The sequence below is a fragment of the Lacicoccus kunmingensis DSM 17847 genome (genome assembly GCF_059568765.1).
This window is the reverse complement of the sequence record NZ_JCANUC010000003.1, coordinates 253,530-273,591: the sequence shown is the minus strand read 5'-3', so window position 1 is coordinate 273,591 and position 20,062 is coordinate 253,530. Positions and strand designations below refer to the sequence as shown.

The 20,062-nt window shown below is 40.7% G+C and carries 20 protein-coding genes, 3 tRNA genes and 1 rRNA gene; 3 read left to right on the top strand and 21 right to left on the bottom strand.

Annotation, left to right across the window (positions count from 1 at the left end; translation table 11 throughout):
- The 4 genes from BO48_RS05585 to BO48_RS05570 form a co-directional block, all read right to left on the bottom strand.
- Positions 1 to 181, bottom strand: a 16S ribosomal RNA gene (locus BO48_RS05585); the annotation flags it as partial.
- A 158-nt stretch (positions 182 to 339) separates the two neighbouring features.
- Positions 340 to 413, bottom strand: a tRNA-Gly gene (locus tag BO48_RS05580).
- Positions 414 to 478: 65 nt separating this feature from the next.
- Positions 479 to 563, bottom strand: a tRNA-Leu gene (locus BO48_RS05575).
- A gap of 135 nt (positions 564 to 698) precedes the next feature.
- A tRNA-Glu gene (locus BO48_RS05570) sits at positions 699 to 770 on the bottom strand.
- A gap of 291 nt (positions 771 to 1,061) precedes the next feature.
- Between BO48_RS05570 and BO48_RS05565 the strand changes: the two genes are divergently transcribed.
- Positions 1,062 to 2,636, top strand: coding sequence for a catalase (locus BO48_RS05565; RefSeq protein ID WP_496366421.1), 1,575 nt, complete (start codon positions 1,062 to 1,064; stop codon positions 2,634 to 2,636).
- A gap of 57 nt (positions 2,637 to 2,693) precedes the next feature.
- Here BO48_RS05565 and BO48_RS05560 read toward each other — a convergent pair whose 3' ends face one another.
- The 15 genes from BO48_RS05560 to BO48_RS05490 form a co-directional block, all read right to left on the bottom strand.
- Positions 2,694 to 4,835, bottom strand: a complete 2,142-nt coding sequence (locus BO48_RS05560; protein WP_496366420.1) for a Tex family protein — start codon at positions 4,833 to 4,835, stop codon at positions 2,694 to 2,696.
- Between the two features lie 65 nt (positions 4,836 to 4,900).
- Positions 4,901 to 5,677 (bottom strand): RNA polymerase sigma factor SigB, encoded by a 777-nt coding sequence (sigB, locus tag BO48_RS05555; RefSeq protein WP_496366419.1) that lies wholly within the window; start codon positions 5,675 to 5,677, stop codon positions 4,901 to 4,903.
- The gene (rsbW, locus tag BO48_RS05550) at positions 5,652 to 6,128 is read right to left on the bottom strand and encodes an anti-sigma B factor RsbW (protein ID WP_496366418.1); all 477 of its coding nucleotides are present in this window, start codon (positions 6,126 to 6,128) and stop codon (positions 5,652 to 5,654) included. The genes sigB and rsbW overlap by 26 nt, the downstream gene beginning before the upstream one ends.
- Before the next feature lies 1 nt (position 6,129).
- Positions 6,130 to 6,456 carry an anti-sigma factor antagonist gene (locus BO48_RS05545; protein ID WP_496366417.1) on the bottom strand — a complete coding sequence of 109 codons (327 nt, stop codon included), beginning with the start codon at positions 6,454 to 6,456 and terminating at the stop codon, positions 6,130 to 6,132.
- 94 nt (positions 6,457 to 6,550) lie between these two features.
- Positions 6,551 to 7,567, bottom strand: a complete 1,017-nt coding sequence (locus tag BO48_RS05540) for a SpoIIE family protein phosphatase (RefSeq protein ID WP_496366416.1) — start codon at positions 7,565 to 7,567, stop codon at positions 6,551 to 6,553.
- A gap of 46 nt (positions 7,568 to 7,613) precedes the next feature.
- Entirely contained in the window at positions 7,614 to 7,979 is a 366-nt protein-coding gene (locus BO48_RS05535; RefSeq protein WP_052254746.1) for a type II toxin-antitoxin system PemK/MazF family toxin, read from the bottom strand.
- Positions 7,980 to 8,150: a hypothetical protein gene (locus BO48_RS05530; protein ID WP_496366415.1), complete on the bottom strand. Its 171-nt coding sequence runs from the start codon at positions 8,148 to 8,150 to the stop codon at positions 7,980 to 7,982.
- Between the two features lie 65 nt (positions 8,151 to 8,215).
- The gene (gene alr / locus BO48_RS05525) at positions 8,216 to 9,364 is read right to left on the bottom strand and encodes an alanine racemase (RefSeq protein WP_496366414.1); all 1,149 of its coding nucleotides are present in this window, start codon (positions 9,362 to 9,364) and stop codon (positions 8,216 to 8,218) included.
- 12 nt (positions 9,365 to 9,376) lie between these two features.
- Entirely contained in the window at positions 9,377 to 9,724 is a 348-nt protein-coding gene (gene acpS / locus BO48_RS05520) for a holo-ACP synthase (RefSeq protein WP_496366413.1), read from the bottom strand.
- Complete coding sequence (locus BO48_RS05515; protein WP_496366412.1) at positions 9,721 to 10,194, bottom strand: PH domain-containing protein; 474 nt, start codon at positions 10,192 to 10,194, stop codon at positions 9,721 to 9,723. The genes acpS and BO48_RS05515 overlap by 4 nt, the downstream gene beginning before the upstream one ends.
- On the bottom strand, positions 10,151 to 11,725 hold the full coding sequence (locus BO48_RS05510; protein ID WP_496366411.1) for a PH domain-containing protein: 1,575 nt from the start codon (positions 11,723 to 11,725) through the stop codon (positions 10,151 to 10,153). The genes BO48_RS05515 and BO48_RS05510 overlap by 44 nt, the downstream gene beginning before the upstream one ends.
- Positions 11,718 to 12,182, bottom strand: a complete 465-nt coding sequence (locus BO48_RS05505; RefSeq protein WP_496366410.1) for a PH domain-containing protein — start codon at positions 12,180 to 12,182, stop codon at positions 11,718 to 11,720. Before BO48_RS05505 ends, BO48_RS05510 begins: the two co-directional genes overlap by 8 nt.
- Before the next feature lie 114 nt (positions 12,183 to 12,296).
- The gene (locus BO48_RS05500) at positions 12,297 to 13,817 is read right to left on the bottom strand and encodes a DEAD/DEAH box helicase (protein ID WP_496366409.1); all 1,521 of its coding nucleotides are present in this window, start codon (positions 13,815 to 13,817) and stop codon (positions 12,297 to 12,299) included.
- A gap of 75 nt (positions 13,818 to 13,892) precedes the next feature.
- Positions 13,893 to 14,582 (bottom strand): alpha/beta hydrolase, encoded by a 690-nt coding sequence (locus BO48_RS05495; protein ID WP_496366432.1) that lies wholly within the window; start codon positions 14,580 to 14,582, stop codon positions 13,893 to 13,895.
- Between the two features lies 1 nt (position 14,583).
- Complete coding sequence (locus BO48_RS05490; protein WP_496366408.1) at positions 14,584 to 15,948, bottom strand: UDP-N-acetylmuramoyl-tripeptide--D-alanyl-D-alanine ligase; 1,365 nt, start codon at positions 15,946 to 15,948, stop codon at positions 14,584 to 14,586.
- A gap of 166 nt (positions 15,949 to 16,114) precedes the next feature.
- Between BO48_RS05490 and BO48_RS05485 the strand changes: the two genes are divergently transcribed.
- Positions 16,115 to 17,254 (top strand): FtsW/RodA/SpoVE family cell cycle protein, encoded by a 1,140-nt coding sequence (locus BO48_RS05485; protein ID WP_496366407.1) that lies wholly within the window; start codon positions 16,115 to 16,117, stop codon positions 17,252 to 17,254.
- 35 nt (positions 17,255 to 17,289) lie between these two features.
- Here the strand turns inward: BO48_RS05485 and BO48_RS05480 are convergent, their stop codons facing one another.
- Positions 17,290 to 17,439 carry an Lmo0850 family protein gene (locus tag BO48_RS05480; protein ID WP_496366406.1) on the bottom strand — a complete coding sequence of 50 codons (150 nt, stop codon included), beginning with the start codon at positions 17,437 to 17,439 and terminating at the stop codon, positions 17,290 to 17,292.
- Positions 17,440 to 17,575: 136 nt separating this feature from the next.
- Here BO48_RS05480 and cls point away from each other — a divergent pair, with 136 nt between their 5' ends.
- Positions 17,576 to 19,057 (top strand): cardiolipin synthase, encoded by a 1,482-nt coding sequence (gene cls, locus BO48_RS05475; protein ID WP_496366405.1) that lies wholly within the window; start codon positions 17,576 to 17,578, stop codon positions 19,055 to 19,057.
- 52 nt (positions 19,058 to 19,109) lie between these two features.
- Here the strand turns inward: cls and yidC are convergent, their stop codons facing one another.
- On the bottom strand, positions 19,110 to 19,982 hold the full coding sequence (gene yidC / locus BO48_RS05470) for a membrane protein insertase YidC (RefSeq protein WP_496366404.1): 873 nt from the start codon (positions 19,980 to 19,982) through the stop codon (positions 19,110 to 19,112).
- Positions 19,983 to 20,062: the final 80 nt, after the last annotated feature.

The window sequence follows — 20,062 nt, the reverse complement described above, 5'->3', positions numbered from 1 at the left end:
TCATCCGGTATTAGCCACGGTTTCCCGCGGTTATCCCGGTCTGATGGGTAGGTTGCCTACGTGTTACTCACCCGTCCGCCGCTCGGGTTTGAGGAGCAAGCTCCTCAATCCCGCGCTCGACTTGCATGTATTAGGCACGCCGCCAGCGTTCATCCTGAGCCAGGATCAAACTCTCCATAAATGGACAGCTCATCTGAGCTCGGTCGATACATTCAGTATCATCTTTGCGTGTTGTGTTGTTCGCCTCAACTTTGTGCTCCCATATAATAGAAGCTTTGTTCGGAATTAAACGTTGACATATTGTCATTCAGTTTTCAATGTTCTTTGTTAAATAAGTAATGGAGCGGGTGATCGGAATCGAACCGACGACATCAGCTTGGAAGGCTGGGGTTATACCACTTAACTACACCCGCATATATAATAGATAGAGATGCATTCTTTTTATTTCAAAAGTCACTTTCGATTGCTTTAGGAATAGTGCGGCTGAGAGGACTTGAACCTCCACGGGATTAACTCCCACTAGGCCCTCAACCTAGCGCGTCTGCCGATTCCGCCACAACCGCGTATCAATAAGCTATTTAAAAGTTCTTTTAAAACTTCTTTTCTTATTTTAGCGACAAGAACTATTGTATAACATCCTGTTCTATATGTCAACAATCTTTTTAAATTAATTTTAAAGACTTGTTTTAAATAAGAAGTGACCCGTACGGGACTCGAACCCGTGTTACCGCCGTGAAAGGGCGGTGTCTTAACCGCTTGACCAACGGGCCATTGATTAATGCAACGTCATTTATATTACAAGGTTATTTGTTTAAAGTCAATACATTTTCAATATAATTTTTACAAAATCTTAATATACCCTGCCCTTTTTCACACTCAACCGTGTTTCTTCCTATATATAGAAAAATATTTTCCTCAACATCATGTTATCACTACCATCATTTAATCTTTACTTATAAATGTTGCGTTTCTATTGTTTTTTTCTACCAGTATGTTATTATTTATTTATAATCATTCTAAACAAGAATGTTATAACACATTTTCTTGGAGGGGTTTTTTTAATGGTAAATGAAAATCAAAATAATTTTTCTGGCGATGTACGTGCCGGCGGTGGGGACCAGGCACGCGAACAGGGTAAACATCAATCAGCAGATCACCTGACTACTCTTTTTGGAGCACCAGTCGGTGACCGCGAGAACTCTGCAACTGCAGGTGCTAGAGGCCCTATGGTTATGCAGGACCCTTATTTTATTGAACAGATGGCACACTTCGACCGGGAAGTAATTCCTGAGCGCCGTATGCATGCTAAAGGTTCAGGAGCTTACGGTACTTTCACTGTAACTCATGACATCACTCAATACACAAATGCAAAAATTTTCAGTGAGGTTGGAAAGCAAACTGAAATGTTCGCCCGTTTCTCTACTGTAGCAGGTGAACGTGGTGCTGCGGACGCTGAACGTGACATCCGTGGTTTCGCTCTTAAATTCTACACTGAGGAAGGTAACTGGGATTTAGTGGGTAACAACACTCCTGTATTCTTCTTCCGTGATCCTAAACTTTTCGCAAGTCTGAACCACGTTGTTAAACGTGACCCTAAGACAAACATGCACAATGCAGAAAGCAACTGGGATTTCTGGACACTGCTTCCTGAAGCACTCCACCAGGTAACGATTATTATGACTGACCGTGGTATTCCAAAAGGTTTCAGAAATATGCATGGCTTCGGTTCACACACATACAGTATGATCAACGACAATAACGAGCGCGTATGGGTGAAGTTCCACTTCAGAACACAACAAGGTATTGAAAACTTTACTGGTGAAGAAGCTGAACAAGTAGTAGCGAAAGACCGCGAATCTTCACAGCGTGACCTTTTCAATTCAATTGAAGATGGCAACTTCCCTAAATGGAAAATGTACATCCAGGTTATGACTGAAGAACAGGCTAAAAACCACTACCATAACCCATTCGACTTGACTAAAGTTTGGTACAAAGATGAGTTCCCGCTTATCCCTGTGGGTGAGTTCGAACTTAACCGCAACCCTGAAAACTACTTCGCAGAAGTTGAACAGGCTGCATTCGCACCGACCAACATCATTCCTGGTCTTGGATTCTCACCAGACAAGATGTTACAGGGCCGTTTATTCTCTTACGGAGATACACAGAGATACCGCTTAGGTGTAAACCACCAGCAAATCCCTGTTAACTCACCTAAAGGTGCAAAAAATGTTTGCCCATTCAGCCGTGACGGCGCAATGAGAGTTGACGGTAACCTTGGTTCACACACTAACTATTATCCAAACAGCTATGATCAGTATCAGGATGATCCGAGCGTTAAACAGCCGCCACTGGAAACAGATGGTCCGGTTTACGAACACAACTTCCGTGAAGACGACGACAACTATTACGAGCAGCCTGGTAAGCTCTTCAATCTTCAGTCCGATGAAGACAAGCAGCGCTTATTCCAGAATACTGCAGCTGAAATCGGCGCAGCATCTGAGCGCGTTCAGCACCGTCATATCTTCAACTGTTATCAGGCAGACCCGGCATACGGCCGCGGTGTAGCTGAAGCACTTGGAATCAATATCGATGATGTTGAATTAGAAGATAAGAGTGTTCACCTTTTAGATAAGTAATATCGAAAAAAGACAGGTCAAATGACCTGTCTTTTTTATGTCTTTTGTATTTTTAGTTTAAACGTCTTTCATCGTTAATGATATTCTTCCCTTTTGTGCATCCACATCAAGTACTTTAACATCAACGATATCGCCCGTTCCCACTACTTCCAGCGGATGCTTGACGAAACGTTTGGTCAACTGTGAAATATGAACAAGTCCGTCCTGTTTCACTCCGACATCGACAAATGCACCGAAGTCGGTTACGTTTCTGACAGTTCCGGACAACTTCATACCCTCTTTCAAATCTTCCATTTTCAGTACATTGGATTTCAGCATCGGTGTTTCATAATCATCCCTTATATCTCTTGTCGGAGATTTTAAGCTTTCAACAATATCAGTCAGTGTCGGTACACCTACTGATAATTTCTCTGCATACTCTTTGATGTTGATGCCATCAAGCTTTTCTTTTATCTCTTCTGAACCGATCTGGTCTTTGCTTATATTCAGCTGCTTTAAAAATTCATTTGTTGTTTTATACTGTTCCGGGTGAATTGGAGTCTGATCCAAAAGTTCATTGCCTTCGGGTATTCTTAAGAAACCAATACACTGCTCATACGTCTTTTTACCGAGCCTCGGTACTTTTTCGATTTCTTTTCTTGTTTTGAACTCTCCATTTTCTACTCTGTAGTTTACAATATTTTTACTGATTGAGGGAGAGAGTCCCGCTACATGCTCGAGCAATGTTACAGAAGCCGTATTGACATTGACCCCCACCTGGTTTACGCTCGTTTCCACAACGAAATTCAGGGAGTCCGTCAAATACTTCTGATTCACATCATGCTGATACTGTCCGACCCCTATGGATTTCGGATCGATTTTTACCAGTTCGCTTAATGGATCCTGGACGCGTCTCGCAATAGATACAGCACTTCTCTCTTCAACATTGAAATCAGGGAATTCATCACGTGCAATCTGTGATGCAGAATAAACACTCGCCCCCGCTTCATTAACGATGATGAATGGAATATCCAGATTCTCTTCAGTTAACAGTTCATCGATAAACAATTCTGTTTCCCTTGAAGCTGTTCCATTTCCAATCGCAATTAAAGAGGCATCATGTTTCTCAATCATTTTGACAACTTCATTTTTCGCCTGTTCGACCCTGGAATTAGAAGTATGTGGATATATGATACTTTTATCCATGAATCCGCCATTATCATTGATTACTGCAAGCTTACATCCCGAGCGGAATGCCGGGTCCACGCCGAGTATCGTTCTTCCTTTAAGCGGCGGCTGTAAAAGCAGTCGCTTTAAGTTCTCTTCAAAAATATCAACAGCATGCTCTTCACTGTATTCAGTCAGATCATTTCTGACTTCCCGGTCTATTGAAGGGATGATCAGTCTTTTCAAGCCGTCATCAATAGCAGTTTCCATATACTCAGCCGTTTGCGAGTCTTCTTTGATCACTTGTTTGGAAATATAATTTTTTAATCTTTCCAGATCATGCTGCAGCTTGACTGTCAGTACTTTAAGTTTCTCCCCACGGTTGATAGCGAGCACGCGGTGCGGCACGATTTTCTTGACCGGTTCTTCATAGTCGTAGTAAATTTCAAAAATCTTAGTATCATCTTCTGCTTTTTTCTTTTTGGTGGACGTGATTGACGAAGTATCCTTAATCACTTTTAATATATAACTTCTGAACTTAGGTTCATCCGATATATTTTCCGCAATGATGTCCAGAGCACCTTGAATCGCTTCTTTTACAGTTTCGACTTCTTCATTTAAATATTCTCCGGCAATTGCTTCAATACCCTTTTCATTCTGCTCAAAAATTATTTTAGCCAGCGGTTCAAGACCTTTTCTTTTAGCTTCTGTCGCTTTAGTTTTTTTCTTCTGTTTGAACGGACGGTAAAGATCTTCCACCCTGTTTAAAACAGTCTGTTTATTGATATTATTCCTAAGCTCTTCAGTAAGCATCCCTTGCTCATCAATCAGACGGATAACTTCTTCTTTCCGCTTCATGAGGGATTCCATGTAGTTGAATTCATCAGCAATTTGCTTGATTTCCTCTTCTTTCATCCCGCCTGTCATCTCTTTACGGTAACGCGCAATGAAAGGTACGGTATTTTTATCCTCTAATAATTCCAAAACATTCTTTATGTACTTTTCTTTAAATGATGTTGTTTTTACCAATGCTTCAATCAAACTCTGTGACATAATTCTTCTCCTAAACATTCAATTTTATTTTTAAAAATAAAAACCCTAACCATATTGGTCAGGGATTACTCATTTTCAACAACTGCCTGTCGCAGTTTATCAATAGCGTTTCTCTGTAACCTGGATACATGCATCTGACTGAGTCCTACACGTTCTCCTGTCTCTTTCTGGCTTAAACCTTCCATAAATGTAAACTGGATGATTTCTCTTTCCCTGTCTGTTAATATCGGCAGGATTTTCTCAAGCATTAAACGTTTCTCGGCCAATTCATAATTATCATCCTGGTCTCCCATGACATCGAGCAATGTGACTTTAGAACTGTCCTTATCCGCTTCAACGGAATGGTCTACTGACAATGCATTATAACTCTGACCCATCTCCATCGCTTCCAGTACATCTTCATCAGTGACTTCCAGATATTCTGCAATCTCCTGAATTGTAGGTGAACGTTCAAGTTCGGCCACAAGTGTATCGTTGGCATTTTTTATTTTAGGTCCTATTTCCTTTATACGTCTTGGTACATGCACACTCCATGTCTTATCGCGGAGATATCTCTTTATCTCTCCAACAACCGTCGGCACTAAAAAAGCTTCAAACCGGCGTTCAAAAGACGGATCGAATCTCTTTATTGCACCCAGCAGCCCGACCATACCGACCTGAACCAAGTCTTCATGGTGGCTTTGACCTTTAGAATATCGATATGCAAGAGATTCAACCAGCTTTTGATAGTGTTCGACCAGTTTTGTCTGTGCTATATCATCTTTATCCTGCTGGTAGCTGTTAATCAGAGAATTGATGTCTTCTGCCGAATATCCATTATCTGTTGCTGATTGTTTCCCCATCTGAATGCACCTGGCTTTCATCAATGTACTTAGTCATGCTTATTGTAACACCCGGATCCTTTCTTACAACAATTTCATCCATTAATGTTTCAATTAAGAATAACCCGAGTCCGCCTTCTCTCAAGTAATTGACATTATCATCTTCATTATATGGTCCAAGTTCAGATTTAATCTGTTCGTAATCAAAGCTCTGCCCATTGTCAGATACTATGATTTCAATTTTATCGTTGAACACTGCAAAACCGACCAGGATGTTGCCTGATTCATTATCTGTATAGGCGTGTTTTACAGCATTGGTTACCGCTTCAGATACTGCAATTTTTGCATCTTCAATCTGATCATAAGTTGCACCTACACGTGAAAATACACCAGACAGAGTCAATCTGATCAATCCGACGTATTCAGCACTTGAAGGGAATTTCATTTCTATATAATCATATTGATGACTCATCCTATTCCACCTCCGATGATTCATTAATATGCATCAGATCTCTTAATCCAGTAATTTCAAACAGTCTTAAAATACGGTTTGATGCACCCGTCACACGAAGTTCCTTATCGTGCTGATTCAGGTCTTTAAGCGTACCTACGAAAATTCCAAGGCCTGTTGAATCCATATATGATACATCTGTTACATCTATTCTTACATGGTGGGTGCCTTCCTGTCTGATGGGATCCAGTACCTTCTGCAGTTCTGGTGCGGTATAGACATCCAGCTCTCCACTCATTGTTATAACGTACTCTTCTCTTTTTTCTTCTGCGCTAATGTTAATATTCATTATGTATATACACTCCTAATAGTTTCTAAACGCAACTCATTAATAATTACCCTCAGCAAAATAAGATAAACATGAAATCCCCATTATTTTAAACTTATTCTGCTGTATTCTTTAAAATAAACAAAGTCAAATCATCTTTTTTGTGCGAGTGCTGCATACGCGTGAGTGATTCATATACATATTGAACTATATCCTGAGGATGGTGTTCCTTAGTATCGACAATCATATCCTTGATGTCATCGAGATCGATAAAGGTGTCGTCATGCTTCCGGAGCTCAGTTACACCGTCAGTGCAGACAATCAGCATATCGCCTTTATGAAGCTTAACCTGCCGCTGTTCATATTCAGCTGAATCCGTCACACCAAGAACAATGCCCTTGGCATCAATTTCTTCGAACTCATTCGTTTCATTTCTGTAAATCAAGCCGGGTTCGTGACCAGCTGAAGAAAAATGCAGCGTGTCTGTCTCTATATTGTAAAGACCATAAAACATTGTGATGAACATATTCTGATTTACATTTCTTTCTACCACTCTGTTCAGCCTTTTTAAGCCCTCGCTCGGATTTTTAGTGGCACCCTGAAAATCCATGGAGAATTTAATCATCGACATCGCAATCGCCGCAGGGATACCCTTACCGATAACGTCGGCCACACCAAAGCTGAGTAAATTGTTTTTGTGGTTGATTATGTTGAAATAATCACCGCTCACTTTACTCGCAGGTACTGAGATAGCGCCGATTTCCAAGCTGTCCAGTACAGGGATGGTAGTCTTCAACATGGTTTCCTGGAGACTCGATGCAACGTCCAATTCCTTGTCATGCACTTCAATTTTAGCCAGCATCGCTTTATAGTCACGATAAGTGAAGCCGAATGCAATCAGAACTTCCTGAACTACATTCAGCGATGCTCGGATTTTATCACCGTCAGTCACCTGCATATCGTCCAGCAGATCCATATGTAAAGTCACTATTTCTTCAGGGGATGTATCAATTTGAATGACTTTATCGCTGAAAGTATGGCACATTTCGAGTGCTTCATCCTGCTTTTGATCAAACAGATATTTAGACATTATCTCTTTATATTCATTGGCTAATTCATCTACATAAGTCAAACCTTGCACCTCCTGCTGGAATACAGAGCATCCGATTCACTCTGACCTATTTCTTTTTCTTCTTTTTCTTTTTGGGATCTAACGCCAGGCTCACTTTTAAAGCCGTATCAACTTCTGCCATTTTATCGTCTTTCAAATATGTAAGCTTTTCCATCAGACGTTTTTTATCGACCGTCCTGATCTGTTCCAACAAAATGACAGAATCCTTATCCAAGTTATATGTATCCTTTGAAATCTCCACATGTGTAGGTATCTTAGCTTTGTTTATTCTGCCTGTAACAGCAGCAACTATCACAGTCGGACTGTGATAGTTACCCACATTGTTTTGTATAATGACAACAGGCCTTTTTCCACCTTGCTCTGAACCTTCCACCGGTGATAGATCCGCAAGATAAACTTCTCCTCTTTTCATCTATTCACCATCTTTTATATAGTCAAGGTAATCTTCATTGCGTTTATGCGCTTCACATTCGGCCGTGTGAAATTCAGTCACAATGGATAAATTGATATCGCTCATCTCAATATAACCCATTTTAAGTGCCATATCCATGTTATTTGCATTTGATTGTTCGCTCATACTCATAATCAAATCACCCCTGGAACGATAATGTAATTATAATTTTACCATGTACATTCACACGTGACTAGCTATTTCAATACCTCATTATACACGAAATCAACATCTTCACCCTTATAGCAGCGCGGAATCCGCCTTGAAAGAAGCGTCAACGACTCATAGGGAATCGTCTCTGTGTACTCACTGTAAATATCCATAGACTGTAGGGAATCAGGGTTTTTATTGATAAGATATGCCTCATCGCCGATTTTGACATCAGATGGTACTTTAACCATTATGGAGTCCATGCATACTCTGCCGACTACAGGGCATTGGTGACCGTTGATTTCAACTTTTGATCCTGACCGTGCCCGGATGAAACCGTCAGCGTATCCGATTGGCAATGTTGCAATCGTTTCATCTGACTCAGCTGTGTATGTCCTTCCGTAACTTACAGATTCACCGCTCTCCAGGTTATGGACCGCCGCAACTTTCGCAGTTAAATCTATCGCTGGTTTCAATACGATCGATGAAGTGGATTTGACGAATGGACTCGGATAATAACCATATAATGAAATACCAATTCGCATCGCATTGCAAAAATCGGCATCATAGCATAACGCACCAGCTGAATTTTGGATATGTACATATTCAGGCGTTTCCACCTGCCCGATCACTTTTTTAAAAGCATCCATCTCCATCCGGGTGGATTCATTATCCATGTCAGCAGAAGTCAGATGACTGAAGATTCCTTCATAAATGAATCGTTCAAATGTATTGATTTCTTCAATCATCTCTCTTATTTCCTCTATATCCTTCGTACCGTATCGATTCATGCCCGTATTCACTTTTATGTGAATCCACACTTCTTTTTCAAACTTATCATCTACATAATCTTTTGCATTCTTTACCCAGCCAATGCCGGGTGCCGTAACCGCAATTCGGTGCTGTATTGCCTTGTTGATATCTTCAGGTCTGATGGTCCCCAGGACCAGAATCCTGTCTTTTATGCCGTGCATTCTCAAATCTATGGCCTCATCCAGCGTGGCGACCGCAAAATAGCCGACGCCCCGTTCAGACAAATAATGTGCGACGGTATCGCTGCCAAGCCCGTAACCGTCGGCCTTGACCACCGCTATGAAGGTTTTATCCGGGTGTTTACTCCCGATCATTTTATAATTATGATGAATCGATTCTAAATTTACATGTACCAGCGTGTCGCGATAGTATCTCTCACTCACTGAACTGCCTCCTTATTGTGTTTCCAGAACAACCGTTGCCACTGCATACTTCTCGGCATGTGAAATGGACACATGTGCACGCCGGTCATCTGCGATCGATGGCTTACCATGGCTGTCATTCAAACATTTAATCTCTTTGAATGCGACGGTTTTACCAATCCCGCTGCCAAGCGCTTTTGAGTATGCTTCCTTGACTGCAAAACGACCCGCCAAAAACTCCGTTTTTCTCGAATCATTTTTTAAATTCATATATTTATCGAGTTCTTCATCCGACAATATTCTTTTCGCCAGACGATGATCTTTATTCACCTTTTTGATTCTGCCAATCTCAATAATATCTGTACCTATTCCTATAATCATAGATCCAACCTCGATTGATTATTAATGATATCACGTATTGTTGTTCTAAGTGTATCTGCATCCTCCTCACGGAGTTCAGGTATATAAACTCTCTCTGCAGGCGTTCTTAAACTGATACCTTTAAGCGCCATCCTTCTCATGATTGGACCGACAGTCGTATCGATATTCTGAATTCGGAATATCGGTACAGCTTTCTGTTTTTTAATGAATATCCCTTCATGCACATGGATTTCATCGTCAAAAATACCATATCTGAAAAACTTGTACTTAAGTTTAGGTATCAGCCAAATATCCACAAGCACAATATATGAAGTGATTAACAGCAGCGCGAGCGGTACATACCATGGTAAAAATTCCAGCACCGTCACTGATAATATGAAAACTATGATAGTCAGGAGCAGACATATCGAAGCATAGATACCCGCTTTAATCCTCCACAATCTGATTGCTTTCGGAGAAATCTTCTTCATCCTGTCCGCCTCCTTCTTTGATCCAATTCCAGATTATTTCTATATCTTTTCTGTCAATGAATTTTACTGTCGCAGTAGAACCGACGATTCCTGCCGCTGTCGTCACTGATATATTCGCAAGTTTTGAACGAATTAAAAATGGATTTTCCAAAATTGCACCTTCTATCACTTTGTCATGCTTGATGACGAAATGACTGCGTGTAAAAAAGCTCGTGGTCAGCATATTCACTTCATCATCCTTAATGACATATCCGTTATTTCTTGCAGAATAAATACCTGCTGTAATGACGATAATCAATGCAAACAGACCGATAATCCACGCCCAGCTGATCCAGAAATACTGTACAACGCCCGTGATCAGCAGCAAAATAACAGTTGAAATCTGGAAATAGCGGCGGTAGCCCCTTAAAGGCACGTTGCTTTTCGGTTTGATCAGATTATAGTTCGGCAGGATTTCCTCAACAATATCATAAAGGATATCTCTTTTTATAAAAGGCATGATTTCCACCGTACTGTTATCTCCATCACTCTCAAATGTTTCACTCGTGATTGTCACCGACAGGGAATAGTAGCCAATTATACGTCTTAAAATGGAATCTTTGATGATTATATTCTGAACCCGGTTAATGTTGACACTTTTATGTTTCTTCTCAAGCAGCCCGTATTGAACTGCCAGGTCATCATCTTTTCTGCTCAATGTATAGTCATAATACTTAATCAGTAAAATGATGACACCGAATGTATAGCCGACGATGACAAAGAATATCGCCGCAACCGACATCGCAATAATTGTATTTTGAAACAGTCCGCCAAAATAATCAAAGTACCTTTCGATAATGAACTGTGACCCGATAATGTTTAAAATCGCGAAAAGTATTGCGACAAATGCGCCCAGCGCACCGCTGGTCATGCTCATCAGCAGTAATTCCCCGCGTTTCAGCTTATGCAGCACTTCAAATTTCTTCTTAGGTGCTGCTTCAGTCTCAGCAGCTGCCGCAGCAATGTCTTTCTCTTTCGGCCACGGGCTTGCATCGCCGATTTCAACAGTGTCAGCCTGTTCAGCCCCTTGAGCGATTCTCTCCTGTTCATCATAGATGATTGCCTGGAGCTCTTCTGCCTGCGTCTTTTTCATCGTATCTATTACGATACCTTCACCAGGCGTGAAGACTTCCAGTTTTACAGCTTTGAACAGACGGTGGAAAATCGGTTCGGAGAAATCGATGGACTGTATCCGTTCAATATCAAATTCTTTCTCTCTTCTTGTCAGAACGCCGTCCTTGTATATAAATTTGCCATCTTCTATCCAAAAACGAGTGCGGTATTTATTAATAAAATCCAGACCGCCGAAAATAATCACGAGCACAAGGAATATCCCCCCGATTCCGAGAATCCAGCCAAGAGATATATTACCGGACATGATTGTTTCACGCTGGTTAAAAACTATGATAATCAGCGGTATCCACAAGTTTTTCAGCGCATTACCCACACTTCCCAGGTAAGCGATCGGATGAAGCTTCTGAGGTCTATACATCAGAAATCTCCTCCTTTACCAAATCAATGATCTGTCGTTTCAGTTCTTCCGCTTCTTCGATTGCAATGGGCGGCAGGTCTATACCCATGCTCGCCGTTTTCGCCCGCAGAATCGAAAGATTGTAACGTCTCGAAACAGGGCCAGTAACAAGTTCGACACTCTGAATTCTTTTAATCGGAATTAAAGTTGTTCTTATTAAAATAAACCCTTTCTTGACGATGATCTGCTCACCCGCAAGTTCGTAACGGGTCACTCTGTAAAATACCATCGGACGGATGATTACATTAATGATGAATATTAAAACAAATATTCCGGCTGTTATCCAGATGATATATGCCGGCCATTCAAACCATAAGGTCAGTCCGATCACCGCTGATACAATGACCAGCCACCATATCATGTCGAGCAGTGCATTCATCCTTAAATAAGGTTTTGCTTTTTCAGATAATCTTTTCATACTTACCTTCCTTTTACAGAGAAGATTTTTATTCTACTTTATCATTATACATTTAATCTTCATTATACTAAATAAAAGCACCCACTTTAAGTGGATGCTTTTATCAATTTTAATTTATTTAATATGATCTTTGAAAGTACGGCCGGACTTGTTACGGCGCTGTGATTGGGGCTTGCCGCCGCCTCTGTTCTGCGATTGCGGTTTACCGCCGCCGCTGCGTCTGCCTTTGTTGTCATTGCGCTTTTGCGGGCGTCCTTTTCTGTTGCCTTTGTAGTTTGATGATTTACCGCCTCTGCGGCCGCCGGAACCTTTTTTAGATAACGGCTTTTCAAATGAGAGCTGAATATTTTCATCCTGTCTTGAAAACATGAATTCATTCAACATTGCAGAAATGACATTTTCAGCACCATGCGTTTCAATCAGCTTATCTGTCATCTCTTTAGTGACTGAACTGTTGTCATTCGCCATCCACTCAGTAATCTTTTCGAATACTTCATTTTGTCTCGCCGCTTCAACCTCTTTTTTGTTTGGCGGTCTGAGAGCACGGATAGCCTTCTGCTTCTCATTCTCTATCATTCTTAAATAATCCATTTCAACCGGGTTGACGAAAGTTAATGCCATACCGGAATGACCTGCACGGCCCGTACGTCCGATTCTGTGTGTATAGCTCTCTGCATCCTGAGGAATATCAAAGTTGTATACGTGGGATACACCTGAAATATCCAGACCACGTGCAGCGACGTCAGTCGCAACCAGAATATCCAATGAATTGTTCTTGAACTTCTTGAGCACTTCCAGACGTTTGGACTGGGTGATGTCTCCGTGAAGTCCTTCTGCACGATAGCCTTTTGCAATTAATGCACCTGTCAGTTCATCGACACGGCGCTTCGTACGTCCGAAGACGATTGCAAGTTCCGGCTGATGCACATCGAGGAAATCAGCGAAAATATCGAGTTTTTCCAACTCTTTGACAATCGTATAGTTCTCATCAATCTGAGGATTGTTAGTAGACTGCTTCATCGTTTTAATGATCTTTGGATCGTCCATGAAACGTGTAACCAATTCCTGGATCGCACTCGGCATTGTTGCCGAGAACAGCAATGTCTGACGGTTCTCTGTAGGCAGTTCAGACATGATGAATTTAACATCATCGATAAAGCCCATGTTCATCATCTCATCAGCTTCATCCAGAACCAGCATATTTACAGTCTGCAGTTTTAACGTGCGGCGTTTAATGTGGTCAATGATTCTGCCCGGTGTACCTACTACAATTTCAGGCTTTCTTTTCAATTCTTTAATCTGACGGTCGATACTCATGCCGCCGAAAATTACAGATACATGTAATTTTTTATACTTGGAAAATTTGCCGATTTCTTCGGCCACTTGAGCAGCCAGTTCACGAGTCGGTGTCAAAATTACATTCTGGATTCCTTCACCTTTAGTCGTCTTTTCTATAAGCGGAATACCGAACGCACCTGTTTTACCCGTTCCTGTCTGAGCTTGACCAAGTATATCTCGTCCTTCTAATGCAAACGGAATACTTGTTTCTTGTATTGGTGTCGGAGTTTCAAATCCCATATCTTCCAGGGATCTGAGCATTTCCTCACTCACACCTAATTCTTTAAAAAACTTCAACTTTTAGTCTCCTTTGACTCTTAACGTACTTTTTTTCTTATAACTTCTCTATACTAACACCATTTACACGTTAACTCAAGAACTCTTTTTTATTCCTTTAAATAAAAATCGTTCCGCCAGTATATTCAGTGTGTGCTGATGTTCCTCTGTATAGGACATGACGTGCGGCGCGCCTTCAATAAGTTCCAGACGGCTGTTCTCTATTTTCTTCTGTGACTCCACGCTTGATAAATAAGGTACCAGCAAATCAATTTTCCCGTGTACAATCAATGTTTCCGATTTTATCTTTTCGTAATCCGGCATCTTCGCCTCCATGATTAAGCGGAATTCATTAAATGCACGAATCGATAACTTGGGCAATCTGCTTTTGACCACATCCATCGTTTTCATCTTCAGATGTTCACCCAGTCCCTCCGGTCTTAAGTTCAGACGTGACAACTTATTCAGATGGGTATATTCAAAGGCCGGAGCAATGAGCAACAGCTTGTCCACCTTATAGTGTTCTGCAATGTGACTTGCAAATAGACCGCCCATAGAAAAACCGACGATATATATTTGGTCCACCTTGTCGGAAAGTACCTGATACGCTTCAAAAGCTTCTTCATACCAATCCTCGCCGGTAACATTTTTAAAATTCAATTCAAGTCCATGGCCCGGGTACACTGGAAACTCATACTCGAAGTCATGTCTTGATTTCAAATATTGAAACAGCGGCTCCAGCTCATACCGGCCGCCAGTATATCCATGTAAAAATAAAACACCGATTTTACCAGATATAATCGTTCACCCTTTCCATTTCCATACCGCGGGATCCTTTTAACAGTACAACCGTCTTATTATTCATCATACCCTTTAAATAATCGCTTAACTCTTCAAGTTCATTGAAATGTCTGCTGCCTTCAATACCTGCCGCTTCATCTATCAGATGCGCCTGTTCTCCGTAGGTCAGCAATTCGAAGTCATGATTGAGTGAGGCAATATGATCACCAATCGATTTGTGCAGCGTTTCACTGTAGTCGCCAAGCTCCAAAATATCACCAAGCACCAATATTTTTTTTGTATAGTCCATCTCCCCTACTGTATTGATGGCACTCTTCATGCTCGCGGGACTTGCGTTATATGCATCATTAATAATCAATGCACCACTTTGGTGGACGGATTGTTCCATACGCATTGAAGACACCTGCAGCTGATTAAACTTTCTGCTCCTTTTTTCCATATCTTCACCGAATGCCCGCACAGCGAGAAGGCTGAGTGCCGCATTCATCGCATTGTGTATGCCGAGCTGCGGTATGTCCACTTTGAAATCCGACATCTCAAATGAGGTGCCGCTCTCGGTTTGAATGATATTTGAAATTTGAAAGTCGTTATCAGGTGATGCGCCTGCCGTCTGCATTTCAAAACGTGGATTCTTCTCTGCATCTATCAGTTCATTTAGTAACGGATAGTCTCTTGAACAGACCAGTACACCATCATCTTTCAGACCATCAATGATTTCATATTTTGCTTCTGCTATTTTTTCGCGGGAACCCAATTTCTCAATATGGGATTCACCAACATTTGTAATGATTGCGATATCCGGCTTTGTCAGTCGGCTCAAAAAGTTGATGTCGCCTGTCTGGTCCATACCCATCTCCAATATGGAGATTTCCGTATCTCGGTCCAGCTCGAGTATTGTCAAAGGCAGTCCGATTTCATTGTTATAGTTGCCGATTGTTTTTTTCACTTTATAATCATCAGCAAGCAGGCATTCCACCATGTCTTTTGTCGTCGTTTTACCGTTTGAACCGGTGATTGCAATCACTTTCGGGTTCACCAGCTGTAAGTGCTTCTCTGCAATCATCTGCAACGCTTCAAGTCCGTTTTCCACATGAATCATAGGCAGGGTTGCATCCGTATTTTCAATCGGTTCCTCGGTCAATGTAGCGCCTGCTCCTTTTTCAAAAGCATTGTTTATAAAGCGGTGTCCATCTACATTTTCACCTTTAAAAGGGATGAACAGATTCCCCGCCTCTATTGTCCTTGTGTCTATCGAAGCCCCTTTTATGGATTCTGCAGCCATTTCTTCTGCTTTGCCGTTCAAAATTCCCTTGCAGTATTCTGCAACATCTTTAATAGATATATTTATCATTTTGCTCCATCCGTTTCGCAGTTATAATAGATTTGTAATAATTTTTACACCTTAAGACTCATATCAGATTATAAAATATAGTATAATGAAAATCACGATTTTATTTTTGAATAGGGTGATATTCTTGGAAAATAATCAAGGATACAAAAGACAGAACTCTAATTTTTTGTCTCGTATTGATTGGATTTTAATAACGTTACTGATTGTCCTTGCATTGATCAGCATATTTACGATCTCATCTGCAATGACCAGCGGACAATATAATACAGATTTCTCAATGAGACAAACTTTATTTTATATATTGGGTTTCATTTCATTGTTCATCGTCACTTTCATACCCGTAAAGCTTTTCAAATCTTATATTTGGGTGTTATACGGTCTCGGCATTTTAAGTCTGGCTGTTCTGTTTTTCGCACCGGCCACCCCGCTGACCCCGATCATAAACGGTGCACAAAGCTGGTATCAGCTCGGCTTTATCAGCCTGCAGCCTTCTGAATTCATGAAGGTATTGTACATAATGGCATTGGCCTATGTGATACATCAGCATAATAAATATAAAATTTCTACAGATTTAAGCTCAGATGTGAAGTTACTTTTTAAAATGTTTCTCGTATCCATTCTACCAATGTTCTTTATTTTAATGCAAAATGACCTGGGAACCGTCCTTGTTTTAATCGCGATACTGTTCGGCATGATCATCGTTTCCGGCATCAGCCTCTGGATTATTCTGCCGACACTCACAATTGCTGCCACAACTGGCGCTGCATTGATACTGGGAATTTTGTACAGGCCGGACCTGCTGCAGACTTACCTCGGCGTGCGCCCTTACCAGTTTGAACGTATTTACTCATGGCTGCAGCCTGAGATGTACTCCTCCGAGGGCGGCTTCCAGCTGAGTAACTCGATGCGCGCAATCGGTTCGGGAGGTATTGAAGGTAAAGGCTTCGAACAGGGCATCGTCTATATACCGGAAAGTCATACCGACTTCATCTTCACCATCATCGGTGAAGAATTCGGATTTTTAGGCACGACTCTCGTCATCGTCATATTCTTTATGCTGATGCTGCACCTTGTAAGAATTGCTCTGACAGTCAAAGATTCATTTTCTTCTTATTTCATCATCGGTTTTCTGTCATTATTGATATTCCACATATTCCAGAACGTAGGAATGACGATACAGCTTGTACCGATCACAGGCCTGCCGCTGCCGTTTCTAAGCTACGGGGGAAGTGCCCTGTGGGCGAACATGATAGCAATCGGAGTCATCATGAGTATATATTTCCATCAATATAAACAAAGAAAATAAAAAAATGCAGTCAGTTATCAATCTGACTGCATTTTTTAAATATTTTGTTCTTTCAATCTCAATTTCTCGTTTGTAGCAATACGATTCATTATGTCGAACCTTGAGCTCGAAACCTTTACCTTGACCCCGAGTTCATTTAGCAACGTGACGACTTGTTTTACTTTCGTATTGTCGATTTTATGCATAATGACACTCCTATCTCATTGGTTAATAACATTTTACCATTGTTTACACATAAATATCCATAAGATTTCAAGATTAATTATTACGAAATTTTAAAACTTCTAAAAATATTATACAATGGATATGGAGGTGAAATATATGTCGTGGTTATCTCTCGAGAATTGGGACTTCAGTCTCATTCTGTCAACAGTTGCTGCAATTTTATTTATCGTTAACTTATTACTTGCAATCGGTCTTATTTTCTTAGAACGGCGAAGCGCACAAAGTGTCTGGGCCTGGGTGCTGGTCCTGTTCTTCCTTCCGATCGTCGGGTTTATCATTTATATGATTTTTGGAAGAACGATATATAACCAGCATATATTTAAAATAGATGAGAAGGATAAAGTTGGTCTGGAACATCTGGTAAAACAGCAATTGGAAGATATTAAAAATAAGCAGTTCAGCTTTGTCAATCCACTTGCAAACAAATATAAAAAACTGATTCATATGCTGCTGTATAATAACCAGTCTTTCTTAACCAATAATAATTCAATCACTACTTATACTGATATGAATGAGAAATTTGGTCAGATGCTCGAGGATATCGAAAATGCTGAAGATCATATACATTTTCAATACTATATTTTCAGATTGGACGGTATCGGAAAGAAATTATATAATGCAATGCTCAAAAAACAAAAGGAAGGTGTTTCCGTAAAGATTCTATATGATGACATGGGATCACGCGCATTGAATTTAAGACAATTCAGGAAAATAAAGTCTTATGGCGGTGAAGTGGAAGCATTTTTCCCTTCATTCCTAACTATCATTAATCCAAGGGTGAACAACAGAAACCACCGTAAAATTGTCGTCATAGATGGAAAGATCGGTTATATCGGTGGTTCAAATGTCGGAGATGAGTACGTCGGGAAAAGTAAAAAATTCGGTCCTTGGAGAGACACCCACCTCAGAATCCAGGGGAATGCGGTCAAATCACTGCAGCTCAGGTTTATGTTGGATTGGAACTCTCACGCCAAACGTAATAATATGGTCTATTCCGACCGTTTCTTCCCTGCTAATTATCATTCCGGTGACAGATATGTACAGATTGCTTCCAGCGGTCCGGATGAAGTTTGGCAACAGATTAAATATGGCTATTTGAAAATGATATATCATGCTAAAAATAATATTTACATCCAGACGCCTTATTTCATCCCGGATCAATCCGTCATGGAAGCACTCCGTATAGCAATACTGGGCGGCGTCAAATTGCACCTGATGATTCCTAATACGCCGGACCATCCTTTCGTCTACTGGGCGACATATTCAAATGCCGGTACACTCGTCAAAATGGGGGCCGATGTACACATCTATGAGGAAGGGTTCCTTCATCAAAAAATTTTAATGATCGATGATGAAGTCGTCAGTATCGGTACAACCAATATCGATAATAGAAGCTTCCTATTGAACTTTGAAGTTAACGCGTTCATCTACAGTAAGCGTGAAGCTGAAAAACAACGGAACATTTATGAAATGGATGTTAAAAACAGCACTCTGCTCACCGAAGAAAGATATAAGGCGAGAGGCAAATGGATCAAGTTGAAAGAAGCTGTGGCGAACCTCATTTCTCCAATACTATAGAAAATAAAAAATCGATTGGAGCTGATGTATATATCAGCCAATCGATTTTTTATTATTTCTTTTTACGTTTCTTTTTGTTTTTAGGCATTAGTTTTGCATTCTTAAGACGACGCTCTTTTTCTGCCTGTTCACGTTCATGTGCTTCGATAATCGGAGCCATTTCTGCATTAACTTTCTTCTTCCAGAAAGTATTACCTGCCCACGTTTGGAATATAAGGAATAGACCACCGACAGCCCAGTAAAGTGGAAGAGCTGCTGGAGAAATAAATGAAATCCAAACAATCATCAACGGTGAAATATACATGAACAACTTCATCTGTTTACGCTGTTCTTCTGAAACAAATTGCATGGACACATATGCCTGCACCAAATAAACAAGACCTGCAATGATAGTCATTATAATATTCGATTCAGTCAGGTTCATCCATAGGAAGTCCGGATATTCCATGATACCGCCCTGTGACGGGTATTTAAGTGCAAAGAAAAGTGCCATGATGACCGGCATTTGCAGAAGAATCGGCAGACAGCCCATGTTTAACGGGTTAATACCGTGTTTCTTGTAAAGCCCCATCATTTCCTGCTGAGCTTCCATCTTCTCTTCCTGAGTCGTTGCCACTTTTACCTTCTTCTGAATTGCTTCCATTTCAGGCTTAACTATTTTCATTTTTTCACGCATCATCATTTGGTTCTTATATGTATTCATCATGAATGGGAAAATAATAAGACGTACAATCAATGTGATAACGATGATTGCCAAACCATAGTTATTACCTAAGTTATCACCTAAAAAGTGTAAAAAGTTATCCATCGGCTGGACAAATGTATTAAAGAAGAAACCGTCTCTGTTCTCTTCCTGCGAGTAGTCACAGCCCGCCAAGAACAGCACGAGGCCCATCATCCCAGCCAGTAGCCATTTTTTATTCATTCTTTCACCTCAAAAATTTATCTCACATGACTAAAATTGTACCATAAATCACTATGTAACTAAATAAATATTGTGCCGAT

Excerpts from the sequence above, each read along its gene's own strand:
- BO48_RS05505 (WP_496366410.1), bottom strand. The coding sequence starts at position 12,182 with ATGAAAAGATTATCTGAAAAAGCAAAACCTTATTTAAGGATGAATGCA.
- BO48_RS05565 (WP_496366421.1), top strand. The coding sequence starts at position 1,062 with ATGGTAAATGAAAATCAAAATAATTTTTCTGGCGATGTACGTGCCGGC.
- yidC (WP_496366404.1), bottom strand. The coding sequence starts at position 19,982 with ATGAATAAAAAATGGCTACTGGCTGGGATGATGGGCCTCGTGCTGTTC.
- BO48_RS05530 (WP_496366415.1), bottom strand. The coding sequence starts at position 8,150 with ATGAGTATGAGCGAACAATCAAATGCAAATAACATGGATATGGCACTT.
- BO48_RS05480 (WP_496366406.1), bottom strand. The coding sequence starts at position 17,439 with ATGCATAAAATCGACAATACGAAAGTAAAACAAGTCGTCACGTTGCTA.
- rsbW (WP_496366418.1), bottom strand. The coding sequence starts at position 6,128 with ATGAGTCATCAATATGATTATATAGAAATGAAATTCCCTTCAAGTGCT.
- sigB (WP_496366419.1), bottom strand. The coding sequence starts at position 5,677 with ATGGGGAAACAATCAGCAACAGATAATGGATATTCGGCAGAAGACATC.
- acpS (WP_496366413.1), bottom strand. The coding sequence starts at position 9,724 with ATGATTATAGGAATAGGTACAGATATTATTGAGATTGGCAGAATCAAA.
- BO48_RS05515 (WP_496366412.1), bottom strand. The coding sequence starts at position 10,194 with ATGAAGAAGATTTCTCCGAAAGCAATCAGATTGTGGAGGATTAAAGCG.
- BO48_RS05490 (WP_496366408.1), bottom strand. The coding sequence starts at position 15,948 with ATGATAAATATATCTATTAAAGATGTTGCAGAATACTGCAAGGGAATT.
- BO48_RS05510 (WP_496366411.1), bottom strand. The coding sequence starts at position 11,725 with ATGTATAGACCTCAGAAGCTTCATCCGATCGCTTACCTGGGAAGTGTG.
- BO48_RS05560 (WP_496366420.1), bottom strand. The coding sequence starts at position 4,835 with ATGTCACAGAGTTTGATTGAAGCATTGGTAAAAACAACATCATTTAAA.
- BO48_RS05545 (WP_496366417.1), bottom strand. The coding sequence starts at position 6,456 with ATGAATATTAACATTAGCGCAGAAGAAAAAAGAGAAGAGTACGTTATA.
- cls (WP_496366405.1), top strand. The coding sequence starts at position 17,576 with ATGTCGTGGTTATCTCTCGAGAATTGGGACTTCAGTCTCATTCTGTCA.
- BO48_RS05535 (WP_052254746.1), bottom strand. The coding sequence starts at position 7,979 with ATGAAAAGAGGAGAAGTTTATCTTGCGGATCTATCACCGGTGGAAGGT.